Origin of the sequence: Streptomyces sp. NPDC096311 (assembly GCF_044763085.1) — a bacterium.
Lineage (GTDB): Bacteria > Actinomycetota > Actinomycetes > Streptomycetales > Streptomycetaceae > Streptomyces.
Map to the genome: position 1 here is coordinate 174,937 of NZ_JBIWFN010000015.1, position 17,194 is coordinate 192,130.

Genomic DNA, 17,194 nt, shown 5'->3' on the forward strand with positions numbered 1-17,194 from the left:
AGCGTCATGGACTTCACGGATGTGTCGCTGACCGCGCTGCGCGTCTTCCGCGCGGTGGTCGAACAGGGGACCTTCACCGCGGCCGCGGCGTCGCTGGGCTACACCCAGTCGGCGGTGTCCCGGCAGATCGCCGCGATCGAACGCGTGGCGGGCGCGGAGCTGTTGGAGCGGCGGCGCGACGGAGTACGGCTGACCGCGGCCGGCCTCGTCGTCATGCGCCGTGCGACGACCGTGCTCGACGAGATCGACGCGACCGCGCGCGAACTGTCCGGCCTGCCCGGGCAGACCGGGACGGTCCGGCTGGGATGGTTCCCCAGTGCGGGGGCCGTCCTGCTGCCCCGGGCCCTGGTCGCGCTGCGCCGCACGGACCCCGGCCTGCGCATCGTCAGCCGCGAAGGCAGCACTCCGGCGCTCGTGCGCGCCCTGCGGGCCGGCAGCCTGGACCTCGCCCTTCTGGCGTCGGCGCCGCCCTTCCGGCCGCCGGACGCCGAGTCGCCTCCACTGGCTCTGCACACGCTCACCGAACGTGCGCTGTGTCTGGCGCTGCCCGCCAGCCACCCGCTCGCCCGCGGCGACTTCGTCGACGTGGCCGATCTGCGCGGTCAGCGCTGGATCGCCGGCTCCTCCTCCGGTGAGGACCGGCTGATGGGGGTGTGGCCCGGTCTGGACGAACGCCCCGAGATCGCCCACACCGCCCGCGACTGGCTGGCCAAGCTTCACCTCGTCGCCGCCGGGTGCGGGCTGACCACCGTGCCGCCCGCACTCATCCAGGCGGCACCACCGGGGGTTCGCGTCCTTCCCGTGCGCGGTGGGCCCCAGGAGCAGCGGCGTCTGTTCCTGGCCCGTCTTCCCCACCCGCCGAGCGAACCGGTCACACGTGTGGCAGCCGCCCTCCGTGCCGCGGCTCTCGACGGCGACCCACCGGGCTCAGACCCGTGACGATCTCGCTTCCCCCATGTCACAGCCGGCTCGGCGCGACACGGACATTGACGTTCTTCATCAGTGGCTGATCGCTTTGCGTGCTGTAGTCGGCAGCGCCGATGAGGGCGTTCATCTCGGGCATGTACCCCGCCGCGCAGCCTCGGGGCATGTCGTAGCTCAACGCCCGGTACCCGGTGAGGGAGCGCTTGGTGCCGTCCTTGGAGGTGGCCGTGATGTCTACCAGGCTGCCGGGGGTGATGCCACGGGAGCGCATGTCGGCGCGGTTCATGAGGACGAGTGTGCGCAGGTTCTTGATACCCCGGTAGCGGTCGTCGTCGGAGTAGATGGTCGTGTTCCACTGGTCGTGGGAGCGCATCGTCTGCAGCACCAACATGTCGTCCTTGGGCACGACATCCGGCAGTACGGCGGCCGAGAACTCGGCGCGGCCGGACGGGGTGAGGAAGACGAGTTCGCGGGCCGGCTGCCTGATCCGGAACCCCAGCGGCAGCCGGACGCGGCGGTTGAAGTCCTCGAAGCCGTCCAGGACTTGGGCCATGGTGTCTCGGATACGGTCGTAGTCCTCGATGTACTGCTCCCATGGGACGGCGCTGTCGGGAAGAGTCGCCCGCGCCATGCAGGCGATGATGGCGGGTTCGGACAGCAGATGTGGCGACGCCGGGCGCTTCATGCCGAGCGACAGGTGCACCATGCTCATGGAGTCCTCGACGGACGTGGCCTGCGGCCCACGGCGCTGGTGGTCCTTCTCCGTCCGGCCGAGACACGGCAGGATGAGTGCCTTCTTGCCGTGGATCACGTGGCTGCGGTTGAGCTTCGTGCTGACGTGGACCGTCAGTCCGCAGCGTTGAAGTCCTTCGGCGGTGTACGTGGTGTCGGGTGCGGCCATCGCGAAGTTGCCGCCCATTCCGACGAACACCTTGACCGTGCCCCGGTGCATTCCCTCGACGACGCCGACTGTGTCCAGCCCGTGCGCACGGGCCGGGTCGATCCCGCAGACGTCGGCGAGCCGGTCGAGGAACTCGGGTGTGGGCCGGTGGTCGATGCCACAGGTACGGTTCCCCTGCACGTTGCTGTGCCCGCGCACGGGTGACGGCCCGGCGCCCTCGCGCCCCAGGTTCCCGCGCAGCAGCAGGAGATTGACGATCTCCCGAACGGTGTCCACACCGTGTTCGTGCTGGGACACCCCCAGACACCAGCTGATCAGGGTCCGGTCGGACCGCGAATACACGTCGGCGGCCTTCAGGATGTCCGCGCGCGTCAGCCCGGACTGGCGCTCCAGCTCCTGCCACGGTGTCGCCTCGCACAGGGCCCGGTACTCCTCGAATCCCTGGGTGTGGCGGTCGATGAACTCGCGGTCGAGTGCCCTCGGGTTCGAGGCCGACTCCTCGATCACCGCCTTGGCCATGCCGCGCAGGAGCGCCATGTCGCCGCCCGAACGGACCTGCAGGTTGAGCGTGCTCGTGCGCGTCGACTTGAACAGGGCCATGTCGACGAACTCGTGCGGGACGATGGTCCGGGTGGCGGCCGCCTCGATGAGTGGATTGACATGCACGATCTGCGCACCCCGCCGATATGCCTCGGCGAGCGCGGTCAGCATGCGCGGAGCGTTGGAGGCCGCGTTGACGCCCATGATGAACAGGGCGTCGGCACTCTCCCAGTCGGCGAGGTCGGCCGTGCCCTTTCCGGTGCCGAGCGACGCCTGCAGGGCGCGTCCGGACGCCTCGTGACACATGTTGGAGCAGTCGGGCAGATTGTTGGTGCCGTACTCACGGGCCATCAACTGATACAGGAACGTCGCCTCGTTGCTGAGGCGTCCCGAGGTGTAGAAGGCGGCTTCGTTCGGGTCGTCGAGGGCCCGCAGCTCGCTTCCGACGAGCTCGAACGCGGCCTTCCAGGTGATGGGCTCGTAGTGGTCCGTCTCCTCGTTGTAGACCATCGGCTCCGTCAGCCTGCCCGTGTCCTCCAGCGCGAAGTCGGTCCATGTCGCAAGCTCCGAGACGGAGTGCGCGGCGAACAGCTCACGTCCCGCACGCTTGGGCGTCATCTCCCAGGTGACGTGCTTGATGCCGTTCTCACAGATGTCGAGCTTGAGACCCTTGGTGTCGTCGGGCCACGCGCAGCCCGGGCAGTCGAACCCCCCGCTTTCGTGGTTCATCTTGAAGATGGCGCGTGGCCCGTCGATCAGCGTGTGTTCCCGCAGGAGGACGTGCGTGACGCTCTTGGCGGCACCCCAGCCGGCGGCCGGATGATGGTAGGCCCGCTGCGACGGCTGCTTCTCGGTGGTGGGCCCCTCGCCCCCGGCCGGTGTCTGCGCGCCGTGCGGCGATCCGTTTTCCGCGACAGCCTTGTCGGCATCGTAGGTTGTCATGCTCATCGACCCTTCGTGTCTGCCGCCGAAGGAGTATGTGGAAACGCTACAACCATCCTGTGGCTCTCTCAATCGGGGATTCAGGTGGTCCGATGAAGGTGCTCGAGCAGCACATAGGCGCGCTGCTCCGCGGCCGCCGGCTGGGCGGGGTCGACATCCGCCGCGTACAGCTCCCCGGCGGCGGCGTCGTCCGCCTCACGCAGTTCCACCACGGCCACGGCCAGCTGTGTCTGAACGGCAGGGTGCGGTACGGCGGTCCAGTCGCCCAGTGCCTGTTCGGCGCGTGTGGATGCCTCGCCGCACGCGGTCAGCGCTCGTTCCACACGTGCTGCCGGACGCCCGTGGACGACCAGCAGGGCACATGCCAGACCGATGAGGATGCCGAGGACACTGCCCAGCGTCCGGTCGTGGACGAGCGTTCCCACCGGGGCCGGGGATGCCAGGTCGCTCATCAGCAGTGCGAGCGGCGTGAGGAAGACGACGCCGAGGCCGTAGTTCCGTGCCACGGTGTATTCCAGCAGGAATTCGAAGACCACGATCAGGGCGACGAGAGCTGTCGGCGCCGGGTGGGTGGCCAGCACGCCGAACGCGATCAGGAGTCCGGCCGCCGTGCCCAGGGTGCGTTGCAGGGCACGCTCCAGGGTGGAGCGGACGTTGACGGAATGCAGGACGGCGGCCGCGGAGAGTGCGGCCCAGTAACCGTGTCCAAAGCTCAGGAACGCGGCCAGGCCACCTGCCAGGCCGGTGCCGAGAGCCATCCGGAACGCGGGGACGACAAGTACCGCGACATGGCCCGGGCTGCCGGCACCGATGCCCACGGTCAGTTCGGCGGCGCGCCGGGCCGCGGGACCGGCCTCGTCAGGATGGCCGGGTGCCGTATCTCCGGACGGGGCGTCTCGGGCGGACGAGCCGGACTGGAACATCGGGTGTGGCAGTGGGGATGGGGGTCGGCGGTACCTGACGATCAGGTACCGAGCCTGCACCCGCAGGTACCGCGCTGTCGGGGCGTCGGGAGTCTGTCGGCGCGCGGAGGTGATCAGGAGCGACCAGGCGAGGTCGGTCAGGAACACACATGTCCCGCTCCGCTCGCCGTGCCGCTGAACGATGGTCAGGGGGCTCAGGCCGAGCGACTGATACGCCCGTAGGACGGCGGCGGTTGCCCGGTGCCGTGTGCGCCCGGCGCCATCGGCTCCTCCGCCTTGTTCCAGCAGGTCGGCGAGTTCACGGAGGGCCACGGCCACCGCCAGCCGCTGCGGGCGGTCCGGGTGCACGACCCAGCCCACCAGTGCCAGTGCCCAGGCGGTGGCCGCGCCTGTCGCGGCGAGCCCTGTCTGGGTGAGTACGTCGGTGAACCGGTCGGCAGGGCCGTTGGCCGCCACGGCGAACGAGAAGAGCATCAGCACGGCACCGAGGCCACTGAGCCGTGTCACGTCGCAGAGGAACTTCGCCAGGCCGGCCGTGACCGCCATCGCGGCAATCACCACGGCAGCGCCGAGACCTCCCGCCCGCGGATCGGTCAGTGCGGCGAGCGTCGCACCAAGGCCGACGCACATCGTCATGGCCACCGCGGCGACGGCGAGGACGCGGGCACGACGGCGGTAGGGCAGGTTGCGCCCGAACGTGGTGGTGAACGCGCCCAGCATGGGAAAGACGGCGAGCGCGGTTCGTCCGGAGAGCACCAACGGCACCGCGGGCAGTGCCATGGCCAGCGCCGCGCGCAGAGCGAAGAGAAGCGCTCCGTCCACTGCGTGCAGAGTGAGCACGCCGCGCGGCGAGAGTACGCGCGTCAATTCGATGCGGTGAGGGTGGGACATGCCCACTTCTTCGAGATCAGTGAACGAGGATTCCTGCGAAGAGGTTGATGGCGGTAGCCAGAATGCTGGTGCCGAAGACGTACGACAGCAATGTGTGCCGGAGCACCATCGAGCGGATCGTCCCACTGGAGACGTCGGTGTCGGAGACCTGGTAGGTCATGCCGAGGTTGTAGCTGAAGTAGAAGAAGTCCCGGTACGCCGGGGGCTGGTCGGAGTTGAAATCGATTCCGCCCCCGGAATCCACGTAGTAGAGGTACGCGTAGCGGGTGGCGTACATCAGATGCAGTGCCGCCCAGGCCATGAACACACCCAGCAGCGCCGTCGCGGCATGGCCGGTGTCGGAGTTGCCGAGCAGGAACACCACGATGCCGACCAGACCGCACAGAGCGACGGTGACGACGACGATTTCCTCGAGGACGGGGCGCAGGTCCTCGCGTCGGGCGTTGCCGCGGGTCGAGGCGGCGTCCATGGGCCACAGCACGATCCAGCCGACCACCACGAAGAATGTCTGGGTCGCGGCGATACCCGCGAGAATGGCCAGCGGTGTGTCGCCGGCCAATGCGACGGCCACGCCGACCGCCGCTCCGACGACGACCGAGATGGCAAGCCGTGGGACTGCGGAAAGCGACAAACGGATGTTCACGCTCACAAGCCACCACGGTAGTGCTTCGTGGCTGCTCGGCACGGCGAGAGCGGGACCAGGGGTGACGGAGTCCCGCCCACGGCCGGGCGTACGGGACGTCCACGCGTCGTGATCGTGTCACGAGCTCCTACGGGACGGGAACTCCTTTCTTGAGAAACCACAGACCTTCGATGTTCCCTTTTCCGTCGAAGGCGACGCGGAAATATCCGGGCTGCTTGGCCATGCGCAGTGGTATGTCGACCACCGTCCGATCGCCGGATACGACCTGCCGGGGCGCTCCGTGCGACTGGTAGCGGCCGAAACCGAGCTGATCCTGGTATTCCTTCCAGGCGTTCGCGAGAACCACGGGATTTCCTTCTTGCCGAATCGACTCGTCGAAGCGCGCTGAGACGGCGACGAAGTTTCCCTTCACGACCTGGTCGAGGGTTTTGAGAGCGAGCTGTTTGTAAGGGGGCGGGCTGGGGACCGTCACCGGTGGCGGGGCCACGACCGCGGTGTCGGCGGTATCCGGCATCGCGCTCGATTCGGTCCCGGTGACCAGCACCAGCGCGCTGGAAGCGACGGTGACGGCGACGCCGAACTTGCTGAGCCTGTTGAACATGGATCCTCCCACTGGGTGTCCGTCGCGCGCTCACGGAGTGAGCACGTGACCTCTGACCTGGCGGTTGTGACGGCGGCGCATCGCCTCGAAGGGGAGCAGCGTCGCCCCGCAGTAGACGGCCATTCCCGCCCAGATCGGCAGCACGAAAATGAGCATGAATGAGCTGACGATCCAGCCCGTAGTGAACGTCACGTCGGCCCATAGGGGAAAAAGCGCGAGCCGGGTCGAGAACAGCGGGATCGGCCGCCCTGGGCTGCGTGACGCGGTGTACTGCACATAAGTGATGCTGGACAATGCCCCGACGATGACGGCGGCAGTGATGGCGATGACCTGCATGAGAATCTCCTAATCTGAGAAATTCTGCATCCAGAAAACTTCACCGAGAGGCTTCGCGTCATGCCACGGAACAGCGTGACTTGAAATCAGGAACCGATCTTGATAAATGCCGCGCCCGCATCCCTACACGGGTGTATGGCCCACCAGGTAGTCCCGCACGGCTTCGGGCAGCGCCGCGTCGATGGCTTCGGCGAACGGAACCCAGCGGATCTGCTCCGGGCCGAGTCGCGCTTCCGCCGAGGGGGCCTGGCTCAACAGCTGGCACACCACAGCGGGCCGTGCGTCCTCTCCAGCCGTTCCCGGCGGCCGCAGCACCGATGTGCCGTCGACCAGGTACCCGGTGAGCTCGTACACCACTCGCGCCGCACTGGCCTCCGCCGACTCGGCGGCCTGCGGGGCGCCCGACGGCAACCCCCAGCCGTCCTGCGCGGCCACCATCAGCAGACGCCCGTCGTACACGACGACCGCGTCCACCGCGCCCCAGGCAGCCTGCTCCAGCGTCATGGCCCAACCGTCCCTTTCCTCCTCGCGCGACCGGCCGACCGGCCCCGTCCGAACCCCCGTTTCCTACCCGGGGCACATCGGTTCACGCGGCGCGGCGAGCTCGCGACTATGATGGCGAACAGCGGAATCGCCCATCGTCACCCAGCTGTTCCACCTGCACAACGGGAGCAGGAATGACCAGTGAAGCCGGGCCGATCAGCGCCGAAGCCCGTCGGGCGCTCGAACGGGAGCTTGCGGATCTGCACGCCGCACGCAACGCGGTGGCGGCAACCCTGGGCGACACGGATTCAGCGGGAGACACGGCAGACCAGGCCGACGAGTTGCAGCGTGCCACTCAGTTGGACCGCCTCGACGCCCGTATCACCCAGATCACCGTGCGGCTGGACGGGGCGGCAGAGGCCGGTCCGCCGCGTACCGACGTGGTCGGCCTGGGAAGCACCGTCACCGTACGGTTCCCGGACGGCGGCGAAGAGACGGTCCAGATCGGCGATGTCGCCGAGCCGTTGGACCAGATGTTGGTCACCACCGACAGTCCTCTCGGCCGCGCACTGCTCGGCCGCCGTGCCGGTGACTCCGTCAGCTACGAGGCGCCCGACGGACGGACGACCGTGACAGTGCAGTCGCTGGGCGCCGCGTAGGACCCGTAGCGCCGTCTCCCAGGGCCATCCACGTGTGCTCGGGCGCCGTGCGGTCACGAGCCGAGTGCCACCACGGCCTCGTCGGTGTTCACCAGGAAGGTCAGGCTCTGGCGGAAGTACAACTCGATCTCGTTCGTGTCATGTGCGGTGTAGCCGATCGCGAGGTCCTCACCGAGCCGCAGTTCGAAGTCCCCACCGCGGGTGGACAGCAGAAAAGCGCCGTCGACCGCGGGCGCCCAGATGGGCGGGGCGTCCAGCATCCGGCTGAGATGCTCCGTGATCGGATAGCCGTGGTCGGACGTCTCGCTCACCAGGGTGTACGCGTCGGCGCCCAGCAGCAGCGCATACGGGCCGGCGACTCCGGCCAGGCGCAGGGTCGTCAGCGCGCGGCTGACGGCATCCGGATACTCACGTGTCTCCGCCGGCAGGCCGTGCACCGGATGGGAGGTACGCCTGCGCAGCCCGTCGATGCCCGCTGCCTCGTACCCCTCGAAGACGGCCCGGTCTTCGGTGAACGCCATGGCGCGCGCCGCGTCCTTCACCGGTTGCCAGTCGGAGTCGTTCGAGCCGCGCTCTACGTCGTCCACCGCATCGCGACCGACCTTGAAGGGGACGCGCAGTTCGACCAGGGGCCGTACTTGGCGCAGGAGAGCGGTGACGCCCGGTCCAGGCCCTTCGATGCGGGTGAGATGGCCGGTGCCGACCGAGGCAAGCGCGGGACCGTCGGGTCCGGTGACATCCACGACACGGCGGCCCCCCACGTTGCGCCGGAAGGTACGGCGGGCCTCCTCCTCGATCTGTGCCCATGCCGCGGGCGTGATCGGCGCGAGTTCGCGGTGCAGGTTGTTCATACCGTTGGGCGTGGACACGTGATCAGGCTCCTTTGAGACTGCCGATGCCCAGGGAACCCTCGGTCGCCGACGCACCGGTGGGCGCGGCGGGTGGGTCGTCGAGGAAATCGGCGCTCGGTACGTGGAACAGACAGCCGGTGACCGCCGTGGAGAAGTCGAGGATCCGGTCGTGGGTCTGGGGGCGGTCACCGAGGAACATGTTCCTCAGCATCTGTTCGGTCACCTCGGGAGTGCGCGCATAGCCGATGAAGTAGGTACCGAACTCCCTTTGCCCGATGCTGCCGAACGGCATGTTGTCACGGACGATCTTCCGTTCGTTTCCGTCCGCGTCGGTGATGGTGTTCAGTGCGACATGCGAGTCCGCGGGCTTGATGTCGTCCGGCATTTCGACGTTCGCCAGTTTTGTGCGGCCGATGACCTTTTCCTGTTCCTGCGTGGGCAACGCGTTCCAGGCGGCAAGGTCGTGCACGTATTTCTGCACGATCACATAGCTGCCGCCCGCGAAATCGGGGTCCTCGTCACCGATGAACACCGCGTCGACGGCGACCCGGCCCTCGGGGTTCTCGCTGCCGTCGACGAAGCCGAGGAGGTCGCGCTCGTCGAAGTACTTGAAACCGTGCACCTCGTCCACCACGGCGACCGCTCCGTAGAGGCGTTCGCCGATCAACTGGGCCAGTTCGAAACAGAGGTCCATGTGGTGGGCTCGCAGATGGAAGAGCAGGTCACCAGGGGTGGACGGGGCTCGGTGCCGGGAGCCTGTCAACGCGACGAACGGATGCAGATCGCGTGGGCGGGGTCCTGCGAAGAGCCGGTCCCAGGCGGCGGAGCCGATGCCGACGACGCAACTCAGCTCCGCGTCCGGAGCACGGAAACTGACCGATCGTCGCAACCCGGCCACATCCTGGAGCAGGTCGCGAACAGCGGGCTCGCCGCCAGGTGCCATGGTGCACACGAGGAACAGGGCGGCTTTGGCGGGCGGGGCGATCACGAACTGCGACTCAACCACGGAGCCTGCCTCCAACTTGTCGTGGCTATGGCGCTACGCACGGCAGGATAACGTGAGGAAACAGAATAAATACTAGGATTGCGTCACGGCGATGTCGACCGGTGTGGGTCCGCAGGCGCTTCACGAGGGAATCCTGGCGATTCGCAAAAAGAGTCGTGAAAGGGTTGTGGCGGACAGGATTTCGAGGCGAAGGCCCGCCGGAGCGACCCGGTCTACGCCAGGGGGCCGAGGTTGCCTTCGAGGGTCGTCCGAGTGATCAGCGGGCGGTCCCAGAGGGCGAGGAGTTCGTTGGCGAGGGCCACGATCGGGAGCGGGTGGCAGGTGTCGCGGATCTCGATGGAGGCGGCCGATAGGCTTCGCGGTACGGCCCCGGCAGAGAGCAGGACACGCCAATCCTCCGGCCCGGGTCCCAGGAACTCGAGCCCGGTCAGCTCGGCGATCTCCAGCGGGTCGGCGAGCGTACCGGGGTAGGCCGTGAGAGTCCGCAGGCGGGGGAGCCCGGTGACGGGGGCGAGGCTGAGTGGCTCACCCTCCCAGACGCCGATGGACAGGACCTCCAGCTCGGGATGGACGGTGGCCTCGACACTGCTCAGGCTCCCGATGCTGACCCAGGCAACGGCCGGTGTCTGGTCCCCGCGAGGGCCCCGGCGCCCTTCGCCGAGTCCGTTCGACACCAGGTCGGTGAGGGAGTCGGCGAGCAGGTCTCCGCCGACGTCCTGCTCATGGTCGAGCATGATGATCTGTCCCGCGTTGTCCGCGTGGGCCCGGTGTCGCAGGTTCTGGCCTGCAGCAGGTCCTCGTCGTCGCACAGGTGGGGAATGCGGTGGCGGGTTGCCGAGGATTCTGCCGATGCAGTCGCGGCACGCGAAGTCTCTTCGCCCCCTCCAGCAAGCCCAGTTGGTGACCCCGCCGACGGTGAGAGTGGCCGGTCAGGACACGACAGGTCCCGTGATGAGTCGGCCCTCCCTGTCGTACGGCCAGACATTGGGGACGCAGCCGTGCATGCCCTTGATCTGCTGCATCATCACGGGGGCCGGCCCGCCCACGCCGGGGCAGGTCACGTGAGGGTGGCCGAGGAAGTGGCCGACCTCGTGGTTGATGATCAGCGCCCGGTAGGCCGCCACGTCGTGCGCGTACACCGGAGTGGCCAGCAGCCATCGCCTGAGGTTGACCACGACGTCCTTGCCCCCGTTGCAGTTGACCTCACCGCCGGTGTCGAGCCCGTACCGGCCACAGATCTTGTCCACCGTTCCCGGCGTGGCGAGCCGTACGACGAAGTCGGGCGTGCCGCCGGTGACACGACGGAACGCGCTCTCGCCGTCGGCCGTCCAGCCCCGCGGGTCGGCGAGTATGCCCTCCACCTGCTTGGCGACATCGGCGGCCGACTGCTTGAGGCCGTCCTCGACGACGACCTCGTAGCGCAGCAGCCGACTGCCCCGCCCCGCGGTCCCGCTGCCGCCGCCCGCGGTGGTGAACGTACCGGGGCCCGAGGACGGGACGGAGCCCGAGGAGGCGGACGGGGAGGAGGAGCCCGCGGACGGGGCGCCCATCCCGCTGGTCCTGGAGCCCGGTTCCCTGCTGTGCTCGGCGCCGGTCGCCGGACCGCTCGGCCTCGTCGACCGGTCCGGTGTCTTCGAGGGCTCGTCCGGCGCCGACCGGGAGGGCCGTGCGGCGGCAGCGGGCCGGTCGTCGCTTCCGGAGGTCGTGGGCGTCGTCCGGTTGATGGCGAGGGCGGCGACGGAGACGAGGACGGCGAGCGCGGCGACGCCCCCCAGCAGAGGCCCCTTCCCCGTCCGGCCGCGCCCGTCGGCGTGCGCGGGGCCGCCGCGACGACGATGGGATCGCGGGGCCGGGGGCGTCGCACGGTGGGCGGTCGTGTTCATGGCCGTCAGGCTGTGCACACGATGTGATGGGACCTGGACCGGAAGATAACGAGACCGCAACGCCCGATCGTGGGTGGGGCTATGTGATCGTCCCGTAACAGTTCCCTGGGCGGACGCGGTCTCCGCGCCAAGTCCCTTGATCTGTACGGATACTGAGTGCATGCCACGTGTCCTGCTCATCGAAGACGACCGCGCCGTACGGGAGGGCGTCCTGCTCGCGCTGAACCGCCAAGGGCACGACGTCGCCGCCGTGGGGACCGGCGAGGACGGGCTGGCCCGACTGCGGTCCTTCCGACCGGACGTCGTCGTGCTCGATCTCATGCTGCCCGGCCTGAGCGGTCTCGAGGTGTGCCGCCGGATCCGTACCGAGGACCAGGTGCCGATCATCATGGCGACCGCGCGGGGCGACGACACGGACATCGTGGTCGGTCTCGAAGCCGGAGCGGACGACTACGTCGTGAAGCCGGTGCAGGCACGCGTCCTGGAGGCCCGTATACGTGCCGTCCTGCGCCGGGTCGGCCCAGCGCCCACCGACGGTGGCATACCGAAGATCGAGACCCACGGGGAGAACGGCGAACTGGCCATCGACCGCTCCGGGTTGGCCGTCACCCGGCAGGGTGTGCCGGTCTCCCTCGCCCCGTCCGAACTGCGGCTCCTGCTCACGCTCTCGGCCTCGCCCGGCCAGGTGTTCTCCCGGCAGCAGTTGCTTGAGGCGGTCTGGGAGCACAGCTACCACGGCGACTCGCGGCTGGTGGACGCCTGCGTCAAGCGGCTGCGCACCAAGATGGGCGAGCCGGCGGGGCAACCGCGCTACATCCAGACCGTGCGCGGTTTCGGCTACCGGTTCCAGTCCCGGTGAAACCACCGCTGCGTGGCCTGCGCGGCCGACTGCTCGTGGCGTTCGTGCTCGTCGCCGCCGTCGCCACCCTGACCGCAGGCACCCTGACCTTCCGGGAGGCCCGCACCGGGGTGCTCCAGCAGAGCCAGGACAACGTGATCAAACGCCTGCGGTATCACGTCAACGCCCTGGCGGCAGGCGTCAGTTACCCTCCGACCCGGCCCGACCTGGAGTGGATCGCCGCCGAGGTGGCCCGTGCGGAACCCGCGCAGAACTGGCGCGTACTGGCCACCTACCGCGAACTGCGGGCCACTTCCACACCACAGGACAGGTTCACCGAGCTGACACCTGCCATGCGGTCGGCCGTGAGCTCCCGCCGGGCCGCCGTCTTCCAGCGGGTGTCGACGCACGGCGGCTCCTCGCTCGTTGTCGGCCTGCCGGTCACCTTCGAAACCCCCAGCGAACACCCGGCCTCCGGGGTAGCGGTCTTCCTGACAGTGCCGCAGACCGGTGAACAGGGATACGTCGACGCCCTGGTCGCCGCCATCGGTCGCGCCGTCCTGCCCGCCCTGGGCCTGGCCGTCCTGCTCGCCCTGCTGGCCGCCCGGGGTGTGCTGCGTCCGGTACGGGAATTGCGCCGCGCCACGCGCAGGATCGCCGAGGGGCACCTGGACACCCGGCTCGCCATCAACGGCTCCGACGAACTCGCCGACCTTTCCCACACCTTCAACGAGACCGCGGCCGCGTTGGAGGGGTCCGTGGCCGAACTGCGCCGCATGGAAGCCCGAGCCCGCCGTTTCGTCGCGGATGTGTCGCACGAGCTGCGCACCCCGCTGGCCGCGATGTCGGCGGTCACCGACGTCCTCGACGAGGACGCGGCCGGGCTGACCCCGGACACCGCCACGGCCGTACGGCTCATCAGCGAGGAAACCGTGAAGCTGGCCCGCCTGGTGGACGACCTGATGGAGATCTCCCGCTTCGACGCGGGCGCGGCGGCCCTGCAACTGGACGACATCGACCTCGCCGAGTCCCTCCGCCGTACCCTCGCCGCCCGCGCCTGGCTGGACACGGTGGACACCCTGCTCCCCGAGCCCGGCGAACTGCGCGGCCGGGTCGACCCGCGCCGCCTCGACGTGATCGTCGCGAACCTGGTCGGCAACGCGCTCCGCCACGGCGCACGCCCCGTACAACTGCTCCTGTACGCACGGGAGTCGCCGGATGCGGACGACACGGGGTGGGCGGTCATCGAGGTGCGGGACAGCGGGCCCGGCATCCCCGCCGACGTCCTGCCGCACGTCTTCGACCGCTTCTACAAGTCGGACACCGCCCGGACCAGAACGGAGGGCAGTGGACTCGGGCTCTCGATCACGGCCGAGAACGTCCATCTGCACGGTGGCACGGTCCGGGCGGCGAACCGCGCGGAGGGCGGCGCCGTGTTCACGGTCGGGATCCCCCTGACACGACCCCCGCAAGGGCCCGGGAACCAGCTTCTGGAACAGCCTGCGGAAGGGACTTCGGAACGGTCTCCGTTCCCGAGGCCTCTTGGACGGCCTCTGGAACGGGAGGGTTCATGAGCCGCACGCGCCGGCCGTCGCGGACCGCGCTGCTCTTCACGACCGCCTTCCTGCTCTCCTCGTGCGGCATCCCCGAGACCGGCGTCGTGGAGGTCGGAGAGCCCGCCACTGGCATCCGGCCGGGCTACGTCCTCTACTTCGTCGGTGAGGGCACCCTGCTGGGCGTCCGCCGCCATGTCTTCGGCCCGGGCGGCATCGAGACGGCCGTGGCGATGCTTTTCCAGGGCCCCGAAGTCCAGGAACGCCGTGAGGGCATGACCACCGAGCTTCCACCGATGAGGGGCGCCCGGGCGGTCCGGACGGACGGCGGACGGCTGTCGATCGAACTGCCGGACCGGACCGCGCCACTGACCGGGACGGCACTCGCCCAGCTGATCTGCACAGCCGCCGACGCCCGCCTCGTCGAGACACAGGACGTCGGCGCCGCATCGACGCACGTGACCGTGACCGTGACGGGCCCCGGCGGTTGGCGCGCCGAAGGCTCCAGCGCGACGTGCCCCTCCACGACGGGGGCCGGCTGATTCCGCGAGGCCCGCGGGCACGCAGCCGACGCGGCTGCCGGAGCGGGTTATCGGTGGCCCAGTACGTTGACCACCTGCCCGTTGGGATCACGAACGAAGAACCGGCGCACTCCCCACTCCTCGTCCTGCAAGGGGTGCACGATCTCCGCGCCGCTCACGCGCATGATCTCGTAAGCCGCGTCCACGTCATCCACTTCCACGCTCATGTCGGGCGTGACCGGTGCTGTCTTGTCACTGGTCATCAGGCTGACCTGTGCCGCCGGGTGGGACGGCGAGGCGAGGGTGACGATCCAGCCGTGGTTCATGACCTCCTCAAAGCCCAGCAGGCCGTAGAACTCCCGGCTCTCCCGCACGACTTCCGACTGGACATTGGGCACGACACGGCGAACGGCCATCGACGACTCCGAGTAAGAGCGAATCTGTCCCTACGCCTCACCGTACGATGACGTCGCTTGTCACCGCCCCGGTAGTCGCACCTGGACCTCTTGCAGCACCCACCCGTTGCCGTCCGGATCGCTGAACGAGGCAAATGAGGCGTAGCTGCGGCCCTCTGGATCGGGGCCGTCCGCCTGATCCTGCACGCCCGCGTCGTAGACGTTGTGGTAGATCTCGCTCACCTCGACGCCTCTGCTGACCAGGTCGGCACAGGCCTGCTCCAAGTCGGCGACCACAAGGTAGTTGTGGGCGGAGCCCGGCGCCGCGGGCGTGATCCCGCGGCCGAAGTGAATCGAGCATTCCGACCCTGGTGGCGTGAGCTGTACGAGCCGGAATCTCGGACTGGCCTCGAAGTCCGCGTCGAGCCGCCACCCGAGGCTTTGATAGAAGTCCAGGGCGCGACTGACGTCGGTGACCGCGATGACGGCGACCTCGAGCCTCATGCTCATGGTCGGCTCCTTGACGACGTCCGTTGCGCCGTCCTGCTCTCTCTGCTGGGTGCTCATGGCGATCTCCCATGACGGCCGCCCGGTTCGGCTCTGGCCCCTGATGGGCCCCCCACCGGCGGGAACCCGAGCACCGGCTCCGGGTCACCCATGGACCGACTACGCGGTAGTTGTCGTACGACCGATGATATTGGCGATCACGTCCGACGGCGCGCCGAGCTCATGGTTCCCCCGGGTGAATCAGGGCCGGCGAAGATCCGCCATTGACATTATGCAGGTAAGTACCTGCATAATGTCGGTGTGAGCCTCGAAGGTAGAGCGATGGACCTGGTCTTCAAAGCGCTGGCCGACCCCACCCGGCGACTCCTGCTCGACCGTCTGCGCGAGCACAACGGCCAGACGCTGAGCGAGCTGTGCGAGCGGTTGGACATGACGCGCCAGTCGGCGACACAGCATCTCGACATCCTTGGGCAGGCCAACCTCGTGACCGTCGTGCGACGGGGACGGGAGCGGCTTCACTACCTCAACCCGACACCGATCCATGAGATGGAGGAGCGCTGGATATCGGGGTTCGACAAGCCCCGTCTGCAAGCGATCAGTGCCATCAAGAACCAGGCAGAGGAGTACGCCATGACCGACGGACCCACGTCCGTGCCGACCTACGTCTATGTCACCTACATCCGTGCGAGCGCGGAGCAGGTGTGGCAAGCCCTGACGGACGCGGACCTGACAGCGCGCTACTGGGGGCACGCCAACATCTCGGACTGGCAACCCGGTTCGCCCTGGGAGCATCGACGCGTCGACGGCTCAGGTGCCGTCGATGTCGTCGGTCAAGTGATCAAGACCGAGCCCCCGACGTGCTTGGTCATCACCTTCGAGGACACTCCCGACTCCGAAACGCCGAGGGAACCGTCGGTCGTCACCTTCCTCGTCGAACCACACGAGGACATCGTCCGCCTCACCGTGACCCACGAGAATCTCCCCAACCAGGAGATGCTCAACGGCATCTCGCGCGGATGGCCGGCCGTGTTGGCGAACCTCAAGTCGCTGCTCGAGACCGGCGATGTTCTCCCGCAGGCGCCATGGGAGATGTCTCCCGGGCACGCCTGAGACGGTGCCCGCCACCACCCTTTCCGTACTCGCCCTCGCGCACGTCCGCAGAAACCCACGCACGACCGCAGGAAGAAGTCGACATGTTGGACACCACCCCGCTGCGGGACGCCTACCGCGCGCTGCTGGACGCCGCTGCCGCCGTGGCTGACTCCGGCGACACGCGCCCCGCCCCGCCGCCCGGCGAATGGAACGCCGAGCAGATTCTGGCGCACGTCGCCCTCGTCAGCGCCGCCACCCTCGCCGCGGTCTCCTGTGTCGCCGCGGGATCGAACACGACGTACGACAACCGCATGGCGCTCGACACCTGGACCATCGAACGCCTCATCGCGGTCGCCGGCGGCAACACGGGGCTCCGGGACCGCATCCGCCTTCAAGGGGACGCCCTCTGCGCACTCGGCGGACCGATGCTGAGCGACGCCGAACTCGACACACCGGTGCCGACCCGTCTCCTGTCCAAGGACATCGTCCTGGTCGATCAGCCCATGCCGCTGAGAGACCTCATCACCGGCCTCGCGGAAGTGGAGCTGCCCGGCCACGCCAAACAGCTCCTGGCCCTCCTGGGCTGAGCGCCCCCGAGTTCTCCCGCAGCCGTGTTCCGCCCGGTGGTGACCAGTAAGTAGAACTGAAGCTTTCTGAAACAAAAGCTAACTGGAACTTCTTATTCTGGTCGGCGATGGTGGAGTC

The 17,194-nt window shown here is 68.6% G+C and carries 19 protein-coding genes; 7 read left to right on the forward strand and 12 right to left on the reverse strand.

The window, feature by feature from the left end:
• Positions 1–6: 6 nt before the first annotated feature.
• A complete protein-coding gene (locus ACIRA5_RS34215) occupies positions 7–939 on the forward strand; it encodes a LysR family transcriptional regulator (protein ID WP_403697556.1) in 933 nt (310 codons plus the stop codon).
• Between the two features lie 19 nt (positions 940–958).
• Here the strand turns inward: ACIRA5_RS34215 and ACIRA5_RS34220 are convergent, their stop codons facing one another.
• From ACIRA5_RS34220 to ACIRA5_RS34245, 6 genes are all read right to left on the reverse strand, one after another.
• On the reverse strand, positions 959–3,307 hold the full coding sequence (locus ACIRA5_RS34220) for an FdhF/YdeP family oxidoreductase (RefSeq protein ID WP_403697559.1): 2,349 nt from the start codon (positions 3,305–3,307) through the stop codon (positions 959–961).
• Between the two features lie 80 nt (positions 3,308–3,387).
• Entirely contained in the window at positions 3,388–5,121 is a 1,734-nt protein-coding gene (locus ACIRA5_RS34225) for an FUSC family protein (RefSeq protein ID WP_403697562.1), read from the reverse strand.
• Positions 5,122–5,137: 16 nt separating this feature from the next.
• A complete protein-coding gene (locus ACIRA5_RS34230; protein ID WP_403697565.1) occupies positions 5,138–5,764 on the reverse strand; it encodes a DUF1345 domain-containing protein in 627 nt (208 codons plus the stop codon).
• Between the two features lie 127 nt (positions 5,765–5,891).
• Positions 5,892–6,365 carry a hypothetical protein gene (locus tag ACIRA5_RS34235; protein WP_403697567.1) on the reverse strand — a complete coding sequence of 158 codons (474 nt, stop codon included), beginning with the start codon at positions 6,363–6,365 and terminating at the stop codon, positions 5,892–5,894.
• Between the two features lie 30 nt (positions 6,366–6,395).
• Positions 6,396–6,701, reverse strand: coding sequence for a hypothetical protein (locus tag ACIRA5_RS34240; protein ID WP_403697569.1), 306 nt, complete (start codon positions 6,699–6,701; stop codon positions 6,396–6,398).
• Positions 6,702–6,824: 123 nt separating this feature from the next.
• On the reverse strand, positions 6,825–7,205 hold the full coding sequence (locus tag ACIRA5_RS34245; protein ID WP_403697572.1) for an NUDIX domain-containing protein: 381 nt from the start codon (positions 7,203–7,205) through the stop codon (positions 6,825–6,827).
• Positions 7,206–7,378: 173 nt separating this feature from the next.
• On the opposite strand from ACIRA5_RS34245, the gene ACIRA5_RS34250 reads away from it, so the two are divergent.
• The gene (locus ACIRA5_RS34250; RefSeq protein ID WP_403697575.1) at positions 7,379–7,843 is read left to right on the forward strand and encodes a GreA/GreB family elongation factor; all 465 of its coding nucleotides are present in this window, start codon (positions 7,379–7,381) and stop codon (positions 7,841–7,843) included.
• Between the two features lie 53 nt (positions 7,844–7,896).
• On the opposite strand, the gene ACIRA5_RS34255 is transcribed toward ACIRA5_RS34250, so the two are convergent.
• From ACIRA5_RS34255 to ACIRA5_RS34270, 4 genes are all read right to left on the reverse strand, one after another.
• Positions 7,897–8,694, reverse strand: a complete 798-nt coding sequence (locus tag ACIRA5_RS34255) for a family 1 encapsulin nanocompartment shell protein (RefSeq protein WP_403697765.1) — start codon at positions 8,692–8,694, stop codon at positions 7,897–7,899.
• 22 nt (positions 8,695–8,716) lie between these two features.
• Positions 8,717–9,700, reverse strand: coding sequence for a Dyp-type peroxidase (locus ACIRA5_RS34260; RefSeq protein ID WP_403697578.1), 984 nt, complete (start codon positions 9,698–9,700; stop codon positions 8,717–8,719).
• Positions 9,701–9,912: 212 nt separating this feature from the next.
• Entirely contained in the window at positions 9,913–10,434 is a 522-nt protein-coding gene (locus tag ACIRA5_RS34265) for an SMI1/KNR4 family protein (RefSeq protein WP_403697580.1), read from the reverse strand.
• A gap of 195 nt (positions 10,435–10,629) precedes the next feature.
• A complete protein-coding gene (locus ACIRA5_RS34270) occupies positions 10,630–11,583 on the reverse strand; it encodes a DUF3152 domain-containing protein (protein ID WP_403697582.1) in 954 nt (317 codons plus the stop codon).
• 160 nt (positions 11,584–11,743) lie between these two features.
• Between ACIRA5_RS34270 and ACIRA5_RS34275 the strand changes: the two genes are divergently transcribed.
• From ACIRA5_RS34275 to ACIRA5_RS34285, 3 genes are read left to right on the forward strand one after another with little or no spacing between them, the layout of a single operon-like run.
• Positions 11,744–12,442 carry a response regulator gene (locus ACIRA5_RS34275; protein WP_403697584.1) on the forward strand — a complete coding sequence of 233 codons (699 nt, stop codon included), beginning with the start codon at positions 11,744–11,746 and terminating at the stop codon, positions 12,440–12,442.
• A complete protein-coding gene (locus tag ACIRA5_RS34280; protein WP_403697586.1) occupies positions 12,439–13,995 on the forward strand; it encodes a sensor histidine kinase in 1,557 nt (518 codons plus the stop codon). Before ACIRA5_RS34275 ends, ACIRA5_RS34280 begins: the two co-directional genes overlap by 4 nt.
• The gene (locus ACIRA5_RS34285; RefSeq protein WP_403697589.1) at positions 13,992–14,516 is read left to right on the forward strand and encodes a hypothetical protein; all 525 of its coding nucleotides are present in this window, start codon (positions 13,992–13,994) and stop codon (positions 14,514–14,516) included. The genes ACIRA5_RS34280 and ACIRA5_RS34285 overlap by 4 nt, the downstream gene beginning before the upstream one ends.
• Before the next feature lie 47 nt (positions 14,517–14,563).
• Here the strand turns inward: ACIRA5_RS34285 and ACIRA5_RS34290 are convergent, their stop codons facing one another.
• Together ACIRA5_RS34290 and ACIRA5_RS34295 are read right to left on the reverse strand one after the other, a co-directional pair.
• On the reverse strand, positions 14,564–14,911 hold the full coding sequence (locus ACIRA5_RS34290) for a VOC family protein (RefSeq protein WP_403697592.1): 348 nt from the start codon (positions 14,909–14,911) through the stop codon (positions 14,564–14,566).
• 60 nt (positions 14,912–14,971) lie between these two features.
• Positions 14,972–15,457, reverse strand: a complete 486-nt coding sequence (locus ACIRA5_RS34295; protein ID WP_403697595.1) for a VOC family protein — start codon at positions 15,455–15,457, stop codon at positions 14,972–14,974.
• A 261-nt stretch (positions 15,458–15,718) separates the two neighbouring features.
• On the opposite strand from ACIRA5_RS34295, the gene ACIRA5_RS34300 reads away from it, so the two are divergent.
• Together ACIRA5_RS34300 and ACIRA5_RS34305 are read left to right on the forward strand one after the other, a co-directional pair.
• Positions 15,719–16,507, forward strand: a complete 789-nt coding sequence (locus ACIRA5_RS34300; RefSeq protein ID WP_403697767.1) for an ArsR/SmtB family transcription factor — start codon at positions 15,719–15,721, stop codon at positions 16,505–16,507.
• 83 nt (positions 16,508–16,590) lie between these two features.
• Positions 16,591–17,076, forward strand: a complete 486-nt coding sequence (locus ACIRA5_RS34305; protein ID WP_403697597.1) for a hypothetical protein — start codon at positions 16,591–16,593, stop codon at positions 17,074–17,076.
• Positions 17,077–17,194: the final 118 nt, after the last annotated feature.

Excerpts from the sequence above, each read along its gene's own strand:
- ACIRA5_RS34250 (WP_403697575.1), top strand. The coding sequence starts at position 7,379 with ATGACCAGTGAAGCCGGGCCGATCAGCGCCGAAGCCCGTCGGGCGCTC.
- ACIRA5_RS34225 (WP_403697562.1), bottom strand. The coding sequence starts at position 5,121 with ATGTCCCACCCTCACCGCATCGAATTGACGCGCGTACTCTCGCCGCGC.
- ACIRA5_RS34285 (WP_403697589.1), top strand. The coding sequence starts at position 13,992 with ATGAGCCGCACGCGCCGGCCGTCGCGGACCGCGCTGCTCTTCACGACC.
- ACIRA5_RS34255 (WP_403697765.1), bottom strand. The coding sequence starts at position 8,694 with ATGAACAACCTGCACCGCGAACTCGCGCCGATCACGCCCGCGGCATGG.
- ACIRA5_RS34305 (WP_403697597.1), top strand. The coding sequence starts at position 16,591 with ATGTTGGACACCACCCCGCTGCGGGACGCCTACCGCGCGCTGCTGGAC.
- ACIRA5_RS34290 (WP_403697592.1), bottom strand. The coding sequence starts at position 14,911 with ATGGCCGTTCGCCGTGTCGTGCCCAATGTCCAGTCGGAAGTCGTGCGG.
- ACIRA5_RS34300 (WP_403697767.1), top strand. The coding sequence starts at position 15,719 with ATGGACCTGGTCTTCAAAGCGCTGGCCGACCCCACCCGGCGACTCCTG.
- ACIRA5_RS34220 (WP_403697559.1), bottom strand. The coding sequence starts at position 3,307 with ATGACAACCTACGATGCCGACAAGGCTGTCGCGGAAAACGGATCGCCG.
- ACIRA5_RS34245 (WP_403697572.1), bottom strand. The coding sequence starts at position 7,205 with ATGACGCTGGAGCAGGCTGCCTGGGGCGCGGTGGACGCGGTCGTCGTG.
- ACIRA5_RS34235 (WP_403697567.1), bottom strand. The coding sequence starts at position 6,365 with ATGTTCAACAGGCTCAGCAAGTTCGGCGTCGCCGTCACCGTCGCTTCC.
- ACIRA5_RS34265 (WP_403697580.1), bottom strand. The coding sequence starts at position 10,434 with ATGCTCGACCATGAGCAGGACGTCGGCGGAGACCTGCTCGCCGACTCC.
- ACIRA5_RS34270 (WP_403697582.1), bottom strand. The coding sequence starts at position 11,583 with ATGAACACGACCGCCCACCGTGCGACGCCCCCGGCCCCGCGATCCCAT.
- ACIRA5_RS34295 (WP_403697595.1), bottom strand. The coding sequence starts at position 15,457 with ATGAGCACCCAGCAGAGAGAGCAGGACGGCGCAACGGACGTCGTCAAG.
- ACIRA5_RS34275 (WP_403697584.1), top strand. The coding sequence starts at position 11,744 with ATGCCACGTGTCCTGCTCATCGAAGACGACCGCGCCGTACGGGAGGGC.
- ACIRA5_RS34240 (WP_403697569.1), bottom strand. The coding sequence starts at position 6,701 with ATGCAGGTCATCGCCATCACTGCCGCCGTCATCGTCGGGGCATTGTCC.
- ACIRA5_RS34215 (WP_403697556.1), top strand. The coding sequence starts at position 7 with ATGGACTTCACGGATGTGTCGCTGACCGCGCTGCGCGTCTTCCGCGCG.